This window comes from Flavobacterium hydatis (assembly GCF_000737695.1).
Lineage (GTDB): Bacteria > Bacteroidota > Bacteroidia > Flavobacteriales > Flavobacteriaceae > Flavobacterium > Flavobacterium hydatis.
Genome location: NZ_JPRM01000003.1, coordinates 284,370 through 300,066, shown reverse-complemented (window position 1 = coordinate 300,066; position 15,697 = coordinate 284,370). Strand labels below are relative to the sequence as shown.

Sequence of the window (15,697 nt, the reverse complement as noted above, 5' to 3'; positions counted from 1 at the left end):
AAAAATTGAACTGTATGAGTGATATAAGTAAATAGTAATCAGCCTGTTTATATAAAAGTTAAATTAACTTGAATCACTTATAATCTAAAAAGAATTAATGGCAGGTTATTTAAGTTAGTATTTCACCATATAAGTGATATAAGTAAATATAAGTTAAGCTATTCGAGTAAAACTTAAATGGGCTTAAATGACTTAAATGGTTTAAAAAAAATAATGGTATAGTGTTTAAGTAAGTAATGCTTGTTTTTAGTTGTTTGGTTTTTATGTAATTAGTGGTTTGTCTATTTTTGAACTAGCTAAAAGTTTTGACAAAGACAAGGTGATAAAGTTTTTTTTATGACATAAAATGTTAGTTTTAATAGGTAAATTTGCGAAACCTCATAATAAAATAAAATACGCTAGTATGGAAGAAATGCTTTTTTATGACCGAATGCAATTCGCATTTACAATAACCTTTCACTACCTCTTTCCGCAACTTACAATGGGACTTTCTTTAATCATTGTATATTTTAAATGGAAATATTTAAAAACTCAAAACGAACAATACAATCACGCGACTCATTTTTGGATGAGGATTTTTGCTTTAAATTTTGCAATGGGTGTTGTTACGGGAATCCCGATGGAGTTTCAGTTTGGAACCAATTGGGCTAAATTCTCGGAATTAACAGGTGGAATTATCGGGCAAACGCTTGCTATGGAAGGGATGTTTTCTTTTTTCTTAGAATCATCTTTTCTTGGGATATTCTTGTTTGGCGAGAAACTACTCGGACATAAATGGCATTTTGTTACGGCATTGCTTATATGTATCGGTTCTTGGGCAAGCGGATTTTTAATTATTGCGACACATTCGTGGATGCAAAATCCTGTAGGTTATGAAATTCTCGAAAACGGAAGATTTGTATTAACCAATTTTCAAGCCTTGTTTCTTAATCCTTGGTTATGGCCTTCGTACTTACATAATCAGGCTGCATCTATGATAACAAGTTCGTTTGTTGTTGCCGGAATCGGAGCTTTTTATATTCTGAGTAAGAAGAACTTAACTTACGGGAAATTATTCGTAAAAACGGGTGTTATCTTCGGATTAATTTCGTGTATAATTGTAGCTGTTCCTACGGGTGATTTATTGGCTAAAAACGTGGTGAAATACCAACCTGTGACTTTTGCAGCTATGGAAGGAATTTTTCATACTGAGAAAAAAGGTTCTGAGATTGTGCTTATCGGGCAACCGGATGTAAAAGATAAAAAACTTGATAATAAAATTGCCGTTCCTAATATCTTGAGTTTCCTAACTTACGGAAGCTGGCATCAGGAAATTAAAGGATTAGATCAGTTTGACGAAAGTGTTCACCCAACTAATATCTCGGGATTGTATTATGCTTATCATATTATGGTAGGACTAGGGACAATTTTTATTGGGTTGATGTCTGTGGCAGTTTTACAGCTTTGCCGAAAAAAACTTTTTGAAACCAAGTGGATTTTATGGTCGTTGCTTTTTATGCTTCCTTTTCCGTATATCGCCAATACTACAGGATGGTATACTGCCGAGTTAGGACGTCAGCCGTGGTTGGTTTATAATTTATTACGCACTGCCGAAGGTGCTTCGCCAACGGTTTCCTCTGGGAATACGTTATTTACATTATTAGGATTTATAGGATTGTATCTTTTATTGGGCATGTTGTTTTTGCTAATGGTTGGAAAAATCATCAATAAAGGACCTCACACAGAAAAAATATAGTTATGGAATTTTTTTGGTATGTAATTTTAATGGGAATTCTAGCTGTTTACATTGTTTTAGACGGTTATGATTTTGGTGCAGGAATTATTCATTTATTTTTTGCTAAAACTGAAAAAGATAAGAAGGCGATAACCAGTGCGATTGGTCCTTTTTGGGATGCCAACGAAGTTTGGATTATTGCCGCGGGAGGTGTTTTGTTTTTTGCTTTTCCGATTTTGTATGCATCTTCGTTCAGCGGGTTTTATCTGCCGTTGATTATGATTTTGTGGTTGCTTATTTTTAGAGCGATCGGACTTGAAATGCGCGGACAAATTCATCATCCAATGTGGGAGGTAATTTGGGATAAAGCATTTGGGATTGCGAGTTTACTATTGGCTTTATTCTTTGGGATTGCTTTAGGTAATATTGTTCGTGGTGTGAATTTAGGAATGGTTGTAAATGGTGTTTCTACTCAGGAAGCTCATTTTTTCTTTTTGCCTTTATGGAATCCTACTTTTAGTCCGCAAGCGGCTGAATTAGGAATTATTGATTGGTTTACTTTGTTTCTGGGAATTGTAAGCGTTGTAGCTTTAACAATTCATGGTGCAAACTGGATTATTTTTAAAACCAATTCTTCATTAAATGAAAAGCTTAAAAATGTAGTTTTTAAACTCAATATTGTATTGCTTATTTTGGTGTTTATATCCTTGCAAATCTGGCATTTTATCGAGCCAAAACCTTTTCATAATTTTATTGAAACGCCAATATTGTGGATTTTTCCATTAATTACTTTTATTGGTATTATAGGATTATTTAAGGTACGCTCGTACAAAAAAGACGGTTTAGGATTTGTGTTTTCTACATTGTTTCTTGTGGGAGGTTTTGCCTCAACGGCAGTTTCAATTTTCCCCAATGTTTTACCATCTACGAATAGTGTAAATCCTTCTTTAACGATTTATAATACCGCAGCGCACGAATACGGACTAGAAGCCGGAATGAGTTGGTTCTTTATCGCTTTGGCTCTAGTAATTGTCTATTTTATTATTCAATATCGCGTTTTTAGTGGTAAAATGGATGATATTGGATATGGGGAACATTAAGGTTTTTTAGTCACGAATCTCACGAATTAATTATATGGTTGGTAGCTGATTTTACTGCCACAGATTAAAGGATTAAAAAGGATTTTAATCTTTGTCAAAGTAAAAAAAACTTTGACAAAGATGCCTTTAATTGCGTTCCAATGGTTGAAACACGATAGCGCGGATTTTTAATTCGTGCCCATAATCTAAAACAAAAAAATAGTGCTTTGGTTGGAACGGGCACGGATTGAAAATCCGCACTATTTTTGTGTTGAAAGTTGGTTTTCTAAAGTTTTATAAAAATCAAAAATTTATTATCTCTATGGTTGCGTTAGGGATAGGAGCGTTATCCTTTTTATTTTTTTTCTAATAAAAAGATATAGCGGATAGCCCGACCGAAGGGAACGCCCAAAATATAATTCTAAATAATGATTTTAGTTATTTAGTTTAGAACGAATTATTTTAATAAATGAAATACATAATTACGCTGTTTTTTTTCTTTTTTGGAAGTATTAATAGTTTTGCATGTGATTGCGATATTCCGAAAGCTATATTAGAGTTTTATTCTTCAAAAGAGGTGTTTACTGGAAGAATAATAAAAAAGACATTTGATAAAGATTCTTCTAATTATACGATCACATTTAAGGTTCTGAAAAGTTATAAAAACGAAAATATTCCAAATGAATTGTCATTTACTTTTAGATACCAAAAAAAAGGTGCTCAAAATTCTTGTTATTGGGAAGCTTTTGTAAATGAGGAATGGGTTGTATATGCCTCTGAAAGGAATGAGAAATTAGTGTTTGAAAAAAACTGTTCTAATTCGGCTTCATTGAAATGGACTAATAATGTTGTTCCCAATGAGAAGATGCTGGAAAATGGGAATAAATTTAAAATTGATGATTTTATTTATCAATTCGAAAGTGATTTTAATCTCCCTAATCCGATTTCTAATATTGATTCTATTTTTAAAACAGGCAAGCTTAAAGATTATGGAAATCAACATGTTTTGTTGGGATTGTATATAGATAAAAACGGAAAATTAATTTCTCTTTTTACTGGTATTGATTTGGTTAATTCTGAAGGGGAGTTTAAATATGATTCTGTATATGGTTTGCAAAGAGAATTTAAAATTAAAAAGAAACGCCCATATACGGAATTCGAAAAAGATGCAATTGACTTAGCTATGTCAGTTAAAGATTGGGAAATTAAGCGCCATAATATAACTAAGATTCCTGTTAGCCATATTCGTTATTTGAAAATTGAGTTTGATAATAAAGAACAGAAATGGAAATATGAGCTTTAATCTTTGTCAAAGTAAAAAGAACTTTGACAAAGATTACTCTACGATATCTTTTAGAAAATCAATGAACGAGTCTGCGTATATTTCGAATTCCCATTTTCCATTTCCGTGCATACTTGTATAAATTGGTGCATCGTTGTTTGTAATATTTGCAATATCAATACAGTATGGGTCAGCACCAGCATCGGCAATTACAATATAATTAGATGGCCAATCGGTAAGAATTTCAGATGTCATTGAGTTGAATGAATAACCATTTTGAGATTTGATTAAATCATTTGCTCCATATAAATTCAATCCTTGAAAGAATTTTTCGTCGTCGATAAATACATTAATTGGAGAATAGTTCTTAAGAAACAACAGATAATTTTCGGGTAGTTTCCATTTTTGTTCTATTGCTGCAATTTTCTTTTCATCGGCAATAGCAAGCCAATCTGAAGGATTTGATAAATCTTGTTGCTTGTCTCTTTCTATTTTTAATTTTTTGTCTAGTTTAGAAACTACTTTTTCTAGCTCTGTTTTTGGATTTTTTAAGGTTGGATGAATTTGGGGTTCTTTATGACCTAAGCCTTGTTTGTATGCTTTGCTTTGCCAATCTAATAATTCGTCGATCCTAAAGTTCTCAATTTTCCAATAACCAGGATCTTTTGGTAAATCACGGTCAAAAGGTTGTTTGCTGTGTATTGCAATACTTTTTATAGCTTTTGCACGAACATCAGTTGGTAAGTTTTCGTTTTGAGCTAACTCTATAAGCGTTTTATATGCTTTTTCTCCTTTTGTTTTTACGAGTCCATCGATTCCCCAATAAGTAAGCTCGGGTTTTGTAATTGCCCATTCGAAGAAATCTATGTAATTTGTTTCGTCTTCTTTTACGAGATCAATAATGTCAGTCAATAAGAAATTTCTCCAATGTAGCATTTTGCCATTTTGGGAATATTGAATTAAAATTTTGATGATTTTTTCTCTGTCGATAGAGGAGAAGCTTTTTATTAGTTTGTCTTTTATTTTAGAGAATTTACTTCCATCGTCTTCTGTAAATAAACTTTCTTCGTATTGTTTGATTGTTTTTGCCATAAGGTTAATTCGTAATACCAGTATTAAGTTAAATGTACTGAAAAAAGTTTCCTCAAGCTTACTTTTATTTAATGAATTAAAAAAGTTTTTGATTATTTAGATGTTACCAGAAAGACAACAAAGATTAGATTGAGTTTATCTTAAAAGAAAATTTCTTTGGTGATTATATAAAATCCCATTACTAATACAAACCATCCAAATAAGGGTTTTAGTTTAGTACCATCGATTTTTTTGGAGAGTTGTGTTCCTATTAGCATTCCTAAAAGTGCAATGCCCGAAATTTCTAATAAAAAGATATAATCTACAGGAGTTCCTATGTATAAATCTCCTCCGAAACCTATGGAGGAATTAATGAATATAATAAGTAATGATGTTCCTACGGCTTGTTTCATAGGTAAATTTGCAAAGAATATTAGCGCAGGAATAATTAAAAAACCTCCGCCAGCACCTAGAAATCCTGTAACGATACCAACTACAAATCCTATTATACTTAGTTTGTTGTAATTGGTTTCTGTTGGTTTTAGTTCGGCTTTGTTTTTCTTAATCATCGAGATTGCGGCTGCTATCATCAATACCGAGAAAATAAGCATGATTAAGAAATCTTTGGATACGGTATAGGAAGCAACAGAAAATAATGTTGCTGCTATTTGGGGGAAAATTACTTCTCGGATAATCAGGATAGAAATGACCGATGGAATGGCAAAATACAACGCCGATTTCAGCTTAAGATTTCCCATTTTGTAATGACTATAACTCCCAAATAACGCTGTGATTCCTACTATAAACAATGAATATGTAGTGGCTTGTTCTGGATTTATCTTAAATAGATAGACTAAAATTGGGATAGTAAGAATTGATCCCCCTCCGCCAATTAAGCCTAATGAAAGTCCTATAATAATTGAAGCAAAGTAACCTAAATATTCCATTGATGTTTTTTTTGATACAAAGGTTGTTTCTTAAAACATAAGCCACAGTAACATTTATCACATTGGGTTTATTAAATGCAAATTTCGCTTCGCTGTGAGGAGTTTTACCATTAAGATATTAAGTTTCATTAAGAAGCAAAGCTTAATTTTTTTTAATCTCTTAATGGTTCAATTTTAAATGAAATGTTTTATTTCGCCTCGCTGTGAGGAGTTTTACCATTAAGATATTAAGTTTCATTAAGAAGCAAAGCTTAACTTTTCTTAATCTCTTAATGGTTCAATTTTATAATGAAATGTTTATTTCACTTCGTTGTAAAGTATTTTGATTGTGGTTTAGTTTTGATAATATTTTTTTACCTAAAGTGTTTTTCAATTTTATTTCATAATCATCAAAATCACCTAAATTGATTTTTCGATTATTTTCAAAATTGTTTATTTCATTTTTTAGAATATACTTTATTGAGGCTTAATTTTATATTATAAACTTAATAAACAGTATTTATGAAAATCAAATTTTTAATACTAGGAATATTATTTACGAGTTTTGCTTTTTCGCAAACTCACCAAATAGTTAAACATAACGGAGAACAATTAGACGTTAATTATATAAAACAAGATAATGATCTTCTTTACTATTCATTAAACGGAAGTTCTGAACAATTTACTATTAGTAAATATGCTGTTTCTTCTCTTAATGAAAAAGCAAGTTCTAAAACGGAATCTATTTCTCCAAAAATTGTAGTCTCTGACAAAAAGGATTATAGTTCGGTTAAAGTTTTAAATCCTAATCAAACTATCGGACTAAAAGCAGTTGAAATTTTTTCGGGATTATCTACAAAAACAAAAGGGGAGTCTTCTTTGGCATTAAAAGAACAAACCGAAAGACGTATCAAAACTAAGTCTGCAGATAATGGATATCCATTTGTAGCAATTGTCGAAAAACCTGATGGTAAGTACCAGGCAGTTGCTTATGTATATTAAAATTATATTAAACATTATTTACTAGAATTTTATTTGTAAAAAAAAGATTATCTTTAGTATTAACTTTTAAAAATTACAGTTATGTCAAACAACACAGGAAACACAATATTAGCACTTCTTACTGGTGCAGCGATTGGAGCAGGAATTGGAATTTTGTTTGCACCAGATAAAGGTTCAAAAACTAGAGGACGTATTAAACACGGAATCGATGATGCAAAACATAATTTGAAACACAAATTAGAAACTTCAACTGAGGAATTACGTGATAAGTTTTTGAATGCAAAAGAAGATTTAGATGGAACTTACGAAAACCTACTTTCGAATATGAGCTATAAAACGGAAGAAGTAATTTCGTTTTTAGAAACTAAATTGGCCGATTTGAAAACTCAAAACGCTAAACTTCAGAAATAAAATAGCCTGGTTTTTAGGCATAAGCAAAGTACACATTGAACTTTAATTGTTATTGTTTCAAAATTTTTAATTAATTTTAAGAAACACAATACATTGGTTTCATTGTGTACTTTGTATTTTTTATCAATATCACTAAAATAGTTATTATGGCTTTTGAAGAATTAAAAGAACATACCGAGAATATTCAAGATCAGGCGAAAGCTTATGTTGATAGTCACCTTGCATATTATAAGCTGTGGGGTTTTAAAGTTGCAATGAAATCTACAACAGTAATATTCAAATTTATTTTAATCTTATTGTGTTTCGGTATGGTTATGTTATTTGGATCTGTTGCAGCTGCTTTTGCAATTAGTGCCGCTTTAGGAAGTTATACTTTTGGTTTTCTTATAGTAGGAGGGTTGTATCTTATAGCAACAATACTAGTTTTCTTTATAAAAGATAAAATGGTAGAAGGACCAATCTTGGAGAAATTTTCAGAAATCTTTTTTAACGACTAAATTATGGAAACTAAAAAATACTCATCATACGCTGAAATTGAGCGAGAATTGGAAATTCTTAAATTAGAGAAACAAATCAATTATCAAAAGTTAGTTCTTAGTGTTCAAAAAACCAAAGAATCTTTAGAACCTCAAAATTTAGTTAATGGTTTCTTGGGTTCGTATAAAACGATACTTTCAAATTCTTATATAAAAATTATTCAAGTTGCTATTCCTTATTTAATAGCTTGGTTCATGAACAAAAAAAGAGGCAATTAAGCCTCTTTTTTATTTTATAAAATTTGATTATTCTATTGCTTCCGGAGTTTCTGGAGCTTGATAATCTGGATTTATTTCAGTTTTTGGTTTAACCTTTTTATTTGTTTTCTTCATCATTTCGCCAACTTGGTTAGATGCACTAAATGAAGCAACCATATTATTTAGCATATCGCTTCCTGCTTGTGGAGAATTTGGAAGTAAGATTAAGTTAGAATTTGCATCAGCACCAATAGCTTGTAAAGTATCATAATGTTGAGTAACAACAATTAATGCAGAAGCTTCTTGAGAATTAATCCCAACTTTATTCAATACATCAACACTTTCTACAAGACCTCTGGCAATTTCTCTTCTTTGATCAGCAATACCTTGACCTTGTAATCTCTTACTTTCAGCTTCAGCTTTTGCTTTAGCAACAATTCTAATTCTAGATGCTTCAGCTTCAAATTCAGCTACAGTTTTTTCTCTATCAGCAGCATTAATTCTATTCATTGCATTTTTAACCTGAATATCTGGATCAATATCTGTTACTAATGTGTTGATAATTGTATAACCATAAGTAGTCATTGCTTCATTTAATTCTCTTTTTACAGCAATAGCGATATCATCTTTTCTTTCAAAAACATCATCTAGTTTTAATTTAGGAACTTCAGCACGAACAACATCAAATACATAAGATGTAATTTGATCGTGTGGATATTCTAATTTATAGAAAGCATCATAAACAGTTTCTTTAATTACCATAAATTGTACAGATACTTTTAGTTTCACAAAAACATTGTCTTTGGTTTTTGTTTCAATGATAACATCCAGTTGTTGAATTTTAAGATTTACACGTCCGGCAATTCTATCAATCATAGGTATTTTTAATTGTAAACCAGAAGTTCTTACACTAAGAAATTTTCCAAAACGTTCTATAATTACAGATGTTTGTTGCTTCACCGTAAAGAATGAAGAAAGGAAAATAAATAATCCGAAGATTATAAGAATAATAAATGGAATGTTCATAACAGATAAATTTAGTTTAAATATTAATTGTCAAATTACGAAATTTCTTCCATTTTAATACGTTATGTTTTTATTAAAATGAAAAAGCGTTAAGAATACCAACCACAGGTGTTCCTAACGCTTTTATTTTTATTAGCTTTTTTTGATTATAAAGCTACTATTGCTTTTTGAATTCTTGAGATTGTTTCTTCTTTCCCGATGATTTCAACAATGTCAAATAGGTGAGGACCTTTAAGAGCTCCAACCAAACTCAATCGGAAAGGTTGCATAACTTTACCCATTCCAATTTCATTTTTTGTCATCCAATCTTTTACTATAGTTTCAATATTTACAGAAGTAAAATCTTCAATATTTTCTAGAACAGATGTTAGTTCTTGCATTAAAGCAGGAGTTTCTTCTTTCCAGTTTTTGCTTGCTTTTTCATCATAAGATGTTGGTGCCTGGAAAAAGAAATCACTTAGTTCCCAAAATTCAGAAACAAAATGAGCACGTTCTTTTATCAAAGAAACTATTTTTGTTGTCAGTTCGAGCGGAGTCGAGAACCCTTTTTCAACTAAAATAGGAGTGAAGTCTTTGGCTAAATCTTCATTATTTTGTTTTACCAAATGTTGGTGATTAAACCATTTATTTTTTTCTGGATCAAATTTAGCTCCAGATTTATGAACTCTGTTCAAATCAAATGCTTCAACTAATTCATCTAAAGAAAATATTTCTTTGTCAGTTCCATCATTCCAACCTAATAAAGCAAGGAAGTTAATAACTGCTTCTGGGAAAAATCCTTTTTCTCTGTAACCAGATGAAACACCTTCTTCTGTTTTCCACTCTAATGGGAATACTGGGAAACCAAGTTTATCACCATCTCTTTTAGATAATTTTCCGTTACCAATTGGTTTTAGAATTAATGGTAAATGTGCAAATTCTGGAGCATCCCAACCAAAAGCTCTATATAATAAAACGTGTAGAGGCATAGATGGTAACCATTCTTCACCACGAATTACATGAGATGTTTCCATTAAATGGTCATCTACAATATTTGCCAAATGGTAAGTAGGCATACCATCACTTTTAAACAAAACTTTATCATCTAAAAGATTAGTTTCAAACTTAACTTCTCCACGAATAATATCTTGTAAATGCAATGTTTCGTTAACCGGAGTTTTAAAACGGATTACATAATGTTCACCATTTTCAATTCTCTTAGCAGTTTCTTCTGCAGAAATTACTAAAGAAGTATCTAGTTTTTCGCGGTTATGATGATTGTATATAAATGTTTTTCCTTCAGCTTCGTGTTGTTTTCTATGAGCATCTAATGATTCTGGAGTATCAAATGCATAGTAAGCCCAACCCGAATTGATCAATTGATCAGCATATTGTTGGTATAAATCTTTACGATCACTTTGTCTGTATGGACCAAATTTTTCATTCTTTCCAACAGTTTCATCTGGAGCAATTGCTAACCATTCTAGAGCTTCCATAATATAAGCTTCGGCACCAGGAACAAAACGGGTTTGATCAGTATCTTCAATTCTAAGATAAAAAACACCGTTATGTTTTTTTGCAAATAAATAATTAAATAGGGCAGTACGAACACCACCAATATGTAATGGTCCAGTCGGACTTGGTGCAAAACGCACACGAACTTGCTTTGACATTTGTTTAAATTTTGATGCAAAGATACAATTTTAGATTTTTGATTTTGTTGTATAAAAAAAGAGCTATAGATTATTAGTCTATAGCTCTTTTAATTATCATTAACTTATCTATCTTCTATTTGTGATAAAATTTAATGTTGTATTTCCAGATGCTGTTATTCCATTTTCAAATAAAAGATTATATTTTACTGAGAAATTTTTTTCACTATTTTCTGTAATTGTTACATACCCTTCTTTTAAATTCGCTTTATCTTCTCCGTTAGAATATATTGTAGTAGACCCATCAGGTGATTTCTTCACAATTAGATAACTCGTCAGCTTACTTTGTAACACACCTACATCTTCATAAGACTTACCTATATTATACGTTCCAGTAATTTTTTTATCTGTTTCATAATTAATAGCAAGAGAGATTGCTGCACCTATGGGAGTTTTGTTACTGCCTAAATATATCTGTCCTTCTGTTGTATTTTTTGGCATAGCCATTGTTGTCAAAACTGCATCTGTAATGTCATAGGTAACATTATCTATTTCAAATTCTCCTTTAGTTTCAACTGTTGGTGTTGTTGGATTTTCTACAGGATTCACTACAGGCTCTTCTGTAGGTTCTTTTGTTGGTTGCTCTGTGCTTTGTTCTTCAGGCTTAGTTGGTAGCGTGTCATTATCACTATTACAAGATGTTATTGCAATTGCAACAAGTAACACATAAAATATCTTTTTCATAATTCAAAATTTTCGCAAAGTTATATAAAATTCTTACATATAGTAATTTATTTATGTAATACTTATTTCTTTCTTTTAATCATGTTTAACTCTAATTATCATGTTTTAAGTAGTTGAAAGTCTTGTTTTATCTTATAATGATTGAAGCTTTTAACATGAAAAAGGTATTATTATAATTAGTACTTTTATAGGTTATAAGCAAACAGAATACTATTTTGAAAACAGTTCCATTTATATATCAAAAGTTAGAAGCTTTTATCAAGAAATATTATACCAATGAGTTAATTAGAGGCTTACTTCTTTTTACTGGATTTGGATTATTGTATTTTTTATTTACGATTTTCATCGAATATTTTCTTTGGTTAAAGCCAGTAGGAAGAACACTTTTGTTCTGTGCTTTTATATGCGTGGAAGTTTTTTTACTGTTTCGTTTTATTATGTTTCCTCTTTTCAAATTATTCAAACTTCAAAAGGGGATAGATTACAACCAAGCTTCGGCAATAATCGGAAATCATTTTACTGAAGTAAATGATAAACTGACTAACTTTTTGCAACTTTCTGCTACAGATTCAGACATCGAAAAGTCAGAATTAATGTTAGCTTCTATAGAGCAAAAAGCAAATTCGTTGCAACCAATTCCGTTTAGTAATGCTATTAATTTTAATTCAAATAAGAAATATTTGCCATTAGCATTAATACCAATTTTGTTCTTTTTTGTTTTTTATATTTCCGGAAATAGTGGTATTCTTTCTCAAAGTTTAAATAGAGTAGTACACTTTAATGCTGCTTTTTTACCACCAGCACCTTTTAAATTTGTAGTTCTAAATTCTAATTTACAAACTGAACAGAACAAAGATTTTGTTTTACAGGTACAATCAGAAGGTAAAGTTATACCTGAGAATGTTATGATTCATATTGGCAATGAAAGTTACTTTATGGAATCGACTAAACCTGGAGTATTCGAATTTAAGATAGAGAAACCAAATACAAATGTTGAGTTTTTTCTTGAAGGGAATCTAGTTACTTCTCCTTCGTACGAATTGAAAGTGATCACAGTTCCATCTATTGCAAACTTCGAAATGCAGTTGAATTTTCCATCTTATCTTAATAAGAAAAGTGAAACTATTAGCGGAACTGGTAATGCTATTTTACCAGAAGGAACTCGAGTAACTTGGAAAATGAATACTAAATCTACTCAAAATGTAGATTGGAAAGAAGGTAATGTATCTATCCCTTTTGCTAAAGCTGAGGATAGCTTTGTTTTATCTAAAAATGTTATTCAAAACACAGAATATCAAATTCTTACATCAAATGATAAGGTCAAAAACTACGAAAAGCTTAATTATCAGCTCTCTGTTATCAAAGATCAGTTTCCTACCATCAATGTGAGTGTTGCTCCTGATAGTTTAAAGCTTGGTAAAGACTTTATGTTAGGACAATTGTCTGATGATTATGGATTATCTAAATTACAAATTGTATACTACGAACGTAACAAACCTAACACTGCCAAACGTGGAACAATTGCAGTTAAGAACAATGTATTCGATCAGTTTGTTTTTTCATTCCCAAGTAATCTACCAGTAGAGCAAGGAGTATCTTATGAATATTATTTTGAGGTTTTTGATAACGATGCACCACATAATTTCAAGAGTGCAAAGTCATCTGTATTTTCAGATAGAGTTGCAACTACAGATGAATTGCATGAACAAGATTTAGAGATGCAAAATAGTAATATCAATGCTTTATCTAAATCATTAAAAAGCCAAGACAAACAAATTTCTGAATTAGAAAAACTTCAAAATCTAGGGAAGGAAAAGAATAATTTAGAGTTTAAAGAACAACAAAAAGTGAATGATTTTGTGAAACGTCAGAAACAACAAGATCAGATGATGAAAGAATTTGCTGAGAAGATGAAGCAAAATCTAGACAAATTTAAGACTGAAAAGAAAGACCAAACTATCGATGATTTGCAAAAACGTTTAGATAAAGCGGATAAGGATTTAGAGAAAAACCAAAAACTATTGGATGAACTTAAGGACTTAAATGATAAAATTAAGAGCGATGAATTGTTTGATAAGATAGATAAGTTCAAACAAATTTCTAAAAATCAATCTAGAAATTTAGAACAATTAGTAGAGCTTACTAAGAGGTTTTATGTGTCTAAAAAAGCACAACAACTAAAAGATAAATTAGATAAACTTGCCGATAAGCAAGAGGAACTTTCTAATAAAGAAAAGGAAAATACTGCCGATAAGCAAGACGAAATCAATAAGACATTTGATAAACTTCAGGAAGATTTAAAGGATTTAAAAGAAGAAAATAAATCATTAAAAGCTCCTATGGATATTCCAGCTGATGCCAACAAAGAGAAAGATATCGATAACGAATTGAAGAAAGCATCTGATGAATTAAAGAAAAATAACAGTGCAGAAGCAAAGCCAAAGCAAAAGAATGCTGCTAAGAAAATGAAAGAGATGGCTAAAAAAATGGAAGAAGGTATGGAGGGTTCTGAGCAAGAACAACTAGAAGAAGATGTAAAAATGTTGCGTCAGATTTTGGATAATCTTCTTGCATTTTCATTATCAGAAGAAGCTGTTATGTTACAGTTTAAATCCCTTAAGTTAGGTTCATCTGTATTTAATAAGAACATAAAGATACAGCAAAATTTAAAGTTACAGTTTAAACACATCGATGATAGTTTGTTTGCATTGTCATTGCGCAACCCAAAAGTAGCAGAAGATGTTACTAAAGAAATTGGAAACGTACAATACAATATGGACAAAGCTTTAGAAACTCTTACCGATGTTCAGATTTCTAAAGGAGTTTCTCACCAGCAATACGCAGTTTCATCGGCTAACAAACTGGCAGATTTCTTGAGTGATTTATTAAGTAATATGCAAATGTCTATGTCAAGTCCTAGTTCAGGAAAACCAAAACCTGGTCAAGGGGAAGGAATGCAGTTGCCAGATATTATGAAGAAGCAAGAAGGATTAGGAAAGAAAATGAAAGAAGGAATGGAGAAAGGGGAACAACCTGGTAAAGGCAAAGATGGTAAAGACGGTAAAGATCCTAAGTCTGGAGGTAAAGGAACATCTGGTGATAATGGTGATGATGGAGAAGGGAATGCTCAGGAGATAATGGAAATTTATAAAGAACAAGTTCGTTTAAGAGAAGCTTTGCAAAATGAATTAGAGAAACAAGGACTCGGACCAAACGGTCAGAAGACTTTGGAACAAATGAAACAATTAGAAAAGCAACTTCTTAATAAAGGTTTCAAGAATGAAAACATGCAACGTATTTTAAATATACAACAAGAATTACTGAAGCTTAATAATGCAGTTCAGGAACAAGGTCAGGAGAACAAGCGCCAATCTGAAACAAATAGCAAAGAATTTAATAATCAATCGAATGCGTTGCCAAAGGCATTATCAGATTATTTAAATAGCATAGAGATTTTAAATAGACAATCATTACCTTTGCGCTCGAATTTTAATCAAAAGGTTCAAGAATACTTTAATACAAAATGATCAATTTTAATTACGAAACAGACTTTGTTTTAAATAATGAAGAAGCGTTTGAGTCATGGCTATCGGCTGTGATTCTTTCGGAGAATAAAAAAGAAGGGGAGATAAGTTATATATTTTGTGATGATGATTACCTTCATAAAATTAATGTAGAGTATCTAAATCATGATACACTTACAGATATTATCAGTTTTGATTATACTGTTGGTAACGAACTAAACGGAGATATATTTGTTTCTGTGGAGAGAGTTCGTGACAATGCTCTAGATTTTAATGTACCGTTTGAGAATGAATTGAAGCGAGTATTAGCTCATGGTATCTTACACTACTGTGGATACAAAGATAAATCTGATACTGAAGCTGCTTTAATGCGCTTTAAAGAAGAAGAGAAAATTGCAATGTTCCACGTGGAACTATAATTAGATTTCTCTTTTTTTGATTACATGTTCCACGTGGAACATGTAATTTTAGTTTTTACTTTATGTGTTCCACGTGGAACACGAATAATTTTAATTTGTTTCTGAGTTGTTTCGAATGCGAAGCATTCAGAAAA

At 31.1% G+C, this 15,697-nt stretch carries 14 protein-coding genes; 9 read left to right on the top strand and 5 right to left on the bottom strand.

Annotated elements, in window-relative coordinates; all coding sequences use genetic code 11:
* Nucleotides 1-403: 403 nt before the first annotated feature.
* The 3 genes from IW20_RS03350 (at nucleotide 404) to IW20_RS03340 (ending at nucleotide 4,096) form a co-directional block, all read left to right on the top strand.
* Entirely contained in the window at nucleotides 404-1,735 is a 1,332-nt protein-coding gene (locus IW20_RS03350; protein ID WP_035618853.1) for a cytochrome ubiquinol oxidase subunit I, read from the top strand.
* A 2-nt stretch (nucleotides 1,736-1,737) separates the two neighbouring features.
* Nucleotides 1,738-2,814 carry a cytochrome d ubiquinol oxidase subunit II gene (cydB, locus tag IW20_RS03345; RefSeq protein WP_035618717.1) on the top strand — a complete coding sequence of 359 codons (1,077 nt, stop codon included), beginning with the start codon at nucleotides 1,738-1,740 and terminating at the stop codon, nucleotides 2,812-2,814.
* 448 nt (nucleotides 2,815-3,262) lie between these two features.
* The gene (locus IW20_RS03340) at nucleotides 3,263-4,096 is read left to right on the top strand and encodes a hypothetical protein (RefSeq protein ID WP_035618714.1); all 834 of its coding nucleotides are present in this window, start codon (nucleotides 3,263-3,265) and stop codon (nucleotides 4,094-4,096) included.
* 33 nt (nucleotides 4,097-4,129) lie between these two features.
* Here the strand turns inward: IW20_RS03340 and IW20_RS03335 are convergent, their stop codons facing one another.
* Both IW20_RS03335 and IW20_RS03330 read right to left on the bottom strand, forming a co-directional pair.
* Complete coding sequence (locus tag IW20_RS03335) at nucleotides 4,130-5,167, bottom strand: SMI1/KNR4 family protein (protein ID WP_035618712.1); 1,038 nt, start codon at nucleotides 5,165-5,167, stop codon at nucleotides 4,130-4,132.
* A gap of 140 nt (nucleotides 5,168-5,307) precedes the next feature.
* Nucleotides 5,308-6,093 carry a sulfite exporter TauE/SafE family protein gene (locus IW20_RS03330; protein WP_035618709.1) on the bottom strand — a complete coding sequence of 262 codons (786 nt, stop codon included), beginning with the start codon at nucleotides 6,091-6,093 and terminating at the stop codon, nucleotides 5,308-5,310.
* Nucleotides 6,094-6,594: 501 nt separating this feature from the next.
* Here IW20_RS03330 and IW20_RS03325 point away from each other — a divergent pair.
* From IW20_RS03325 to IW20_RS03310, 4 genes are all read left to right on the top strand, one after another.
* The gene (locus IW20_RS03325) at nucleotides 6,595-7,074 is read left to right on the top strand and encodes a hypothetical protein (protein ID WP_035618706.1); all 480 of its coding nucleotides are present in this window, start codon (nucleotides 6,595-6,597) and stop codon (nucleotides 7,072-7,074) included.
* 81 nt (nucleotides 7,075-7,155) lie between these two features.
* The gene (locus IW20_RS03320; protein WP_035618704.1) at nucleotides 7,156-7,485 is read left to right on the top strand and encodes a YtxH domain-containing protein; all 330 of its coding nucleotides are present in this window, start codon (nucleotides 7,156-7,158) and stop codon (nucleotides 7,483-7,485) included.
* 146 nt (nucleotides 7,486-7,631) lie between these two features.
* Nucleotides 7,632-7,982: a hypothetical protein gene (locus IW20_RS03315; RefSeq protein ID WP_035618702.1), complete on the top strand. Its 351-nt coding sequence runs from the start codon at nucleotides 7,632-7,634 to the stop codon at nucleotides 7,980-7,982.
* A 3-nt stretch (nucleotides 7,983-7,985) separates the two neighbouring features.
* Nucleotides 7,986-8,240 carry a DUF6327 family protein gene (locus IW20_RS03310; protein WP_035618698.1) on the top strand — a complete coding sequence of 85 codons (255 nt, stop codon included), beginning with the start codon at nucleotides 7,986-7,988 and terminating at the stop codon, nucleotides 8,238-8,240.
* A 27-nt stretch (nucleotides 8,241-8,267) separates the two neighbouring features.
* Here IW20_RS03310 and IW20_RS03305 read toward each other — a convergent pair whose 3' ends face one another.
* The 3 genes from IW20_RS03305 to IW20_RS03295 form a co-directional block, all read right to left on the bottom strand.
* Entirely contained in the window at nucleotides 8,268-9,245 is a 978-nt protein-coding gene (locus tag IW20_RS03305) for an SPFH domain-containing protein (RefSeq protein ID WP_035618695.1), read from the bottom strand.
* 146 nt (nucleotides 9,246-9,391) lie between these two features.
* Nucleotides 9,392-10,897, bottom strand: coding sequence for a glutamate--tRNA ligase (gene gltX / locus IW20_RS03300; RefSeq protein ID WP_035618692.1), 1,506 nt, complete (start codon nucleotides 10,895-10,897; stop codon nucleotides 9,392-9,394).
* Nucleotides 10,898-11,005: 108 nt separating this feature from the next.
* On the bottom strand, nucleotides 11,006-11,620 hold the full coding sequence (locus IW20_RS03295; RefSeq protein WP_035618691.1) for a hypothetical protein: 615 nt from the start codon (nucleotides 11,618-11,620) through the stop codon (nucleotides 11,006-11,008).
* A gap of 215 nt (nucleotides 11,621-11,835) precedes the next feature.
* Between IW20_RS03295 and IW20_RS03290 the strand changes: the two genes are divergently transcribed.
* Nucleotides 11,836-15,147, top strand: coding sequence for a coiled-coil domain-containing protein (locus IW20_RS03290; protein WP_035618689.1), 3,312 nt, complete (start codon nucleotides 11,836-11,838; stop codon nucleotides 15,145-15,147).
* Complete coding sequence (gene ybeY / locus IW20_RS03285; protein ID WP_035618687.1) at nucleotides 15,144-15,563, top strand: rRNA maturation RNase YbeY; 420 nt, start codon at nucleotides 15,144-15,146, stop codon at nucleotides 15,561-15,563. The genes IW20_RS03290 and ybeY overlap by 4 nt, the downstream gene beginning before the upstream one ends.
* Nucleotides 15,564-15,697 lie beyond the last annotated feature (134 nt).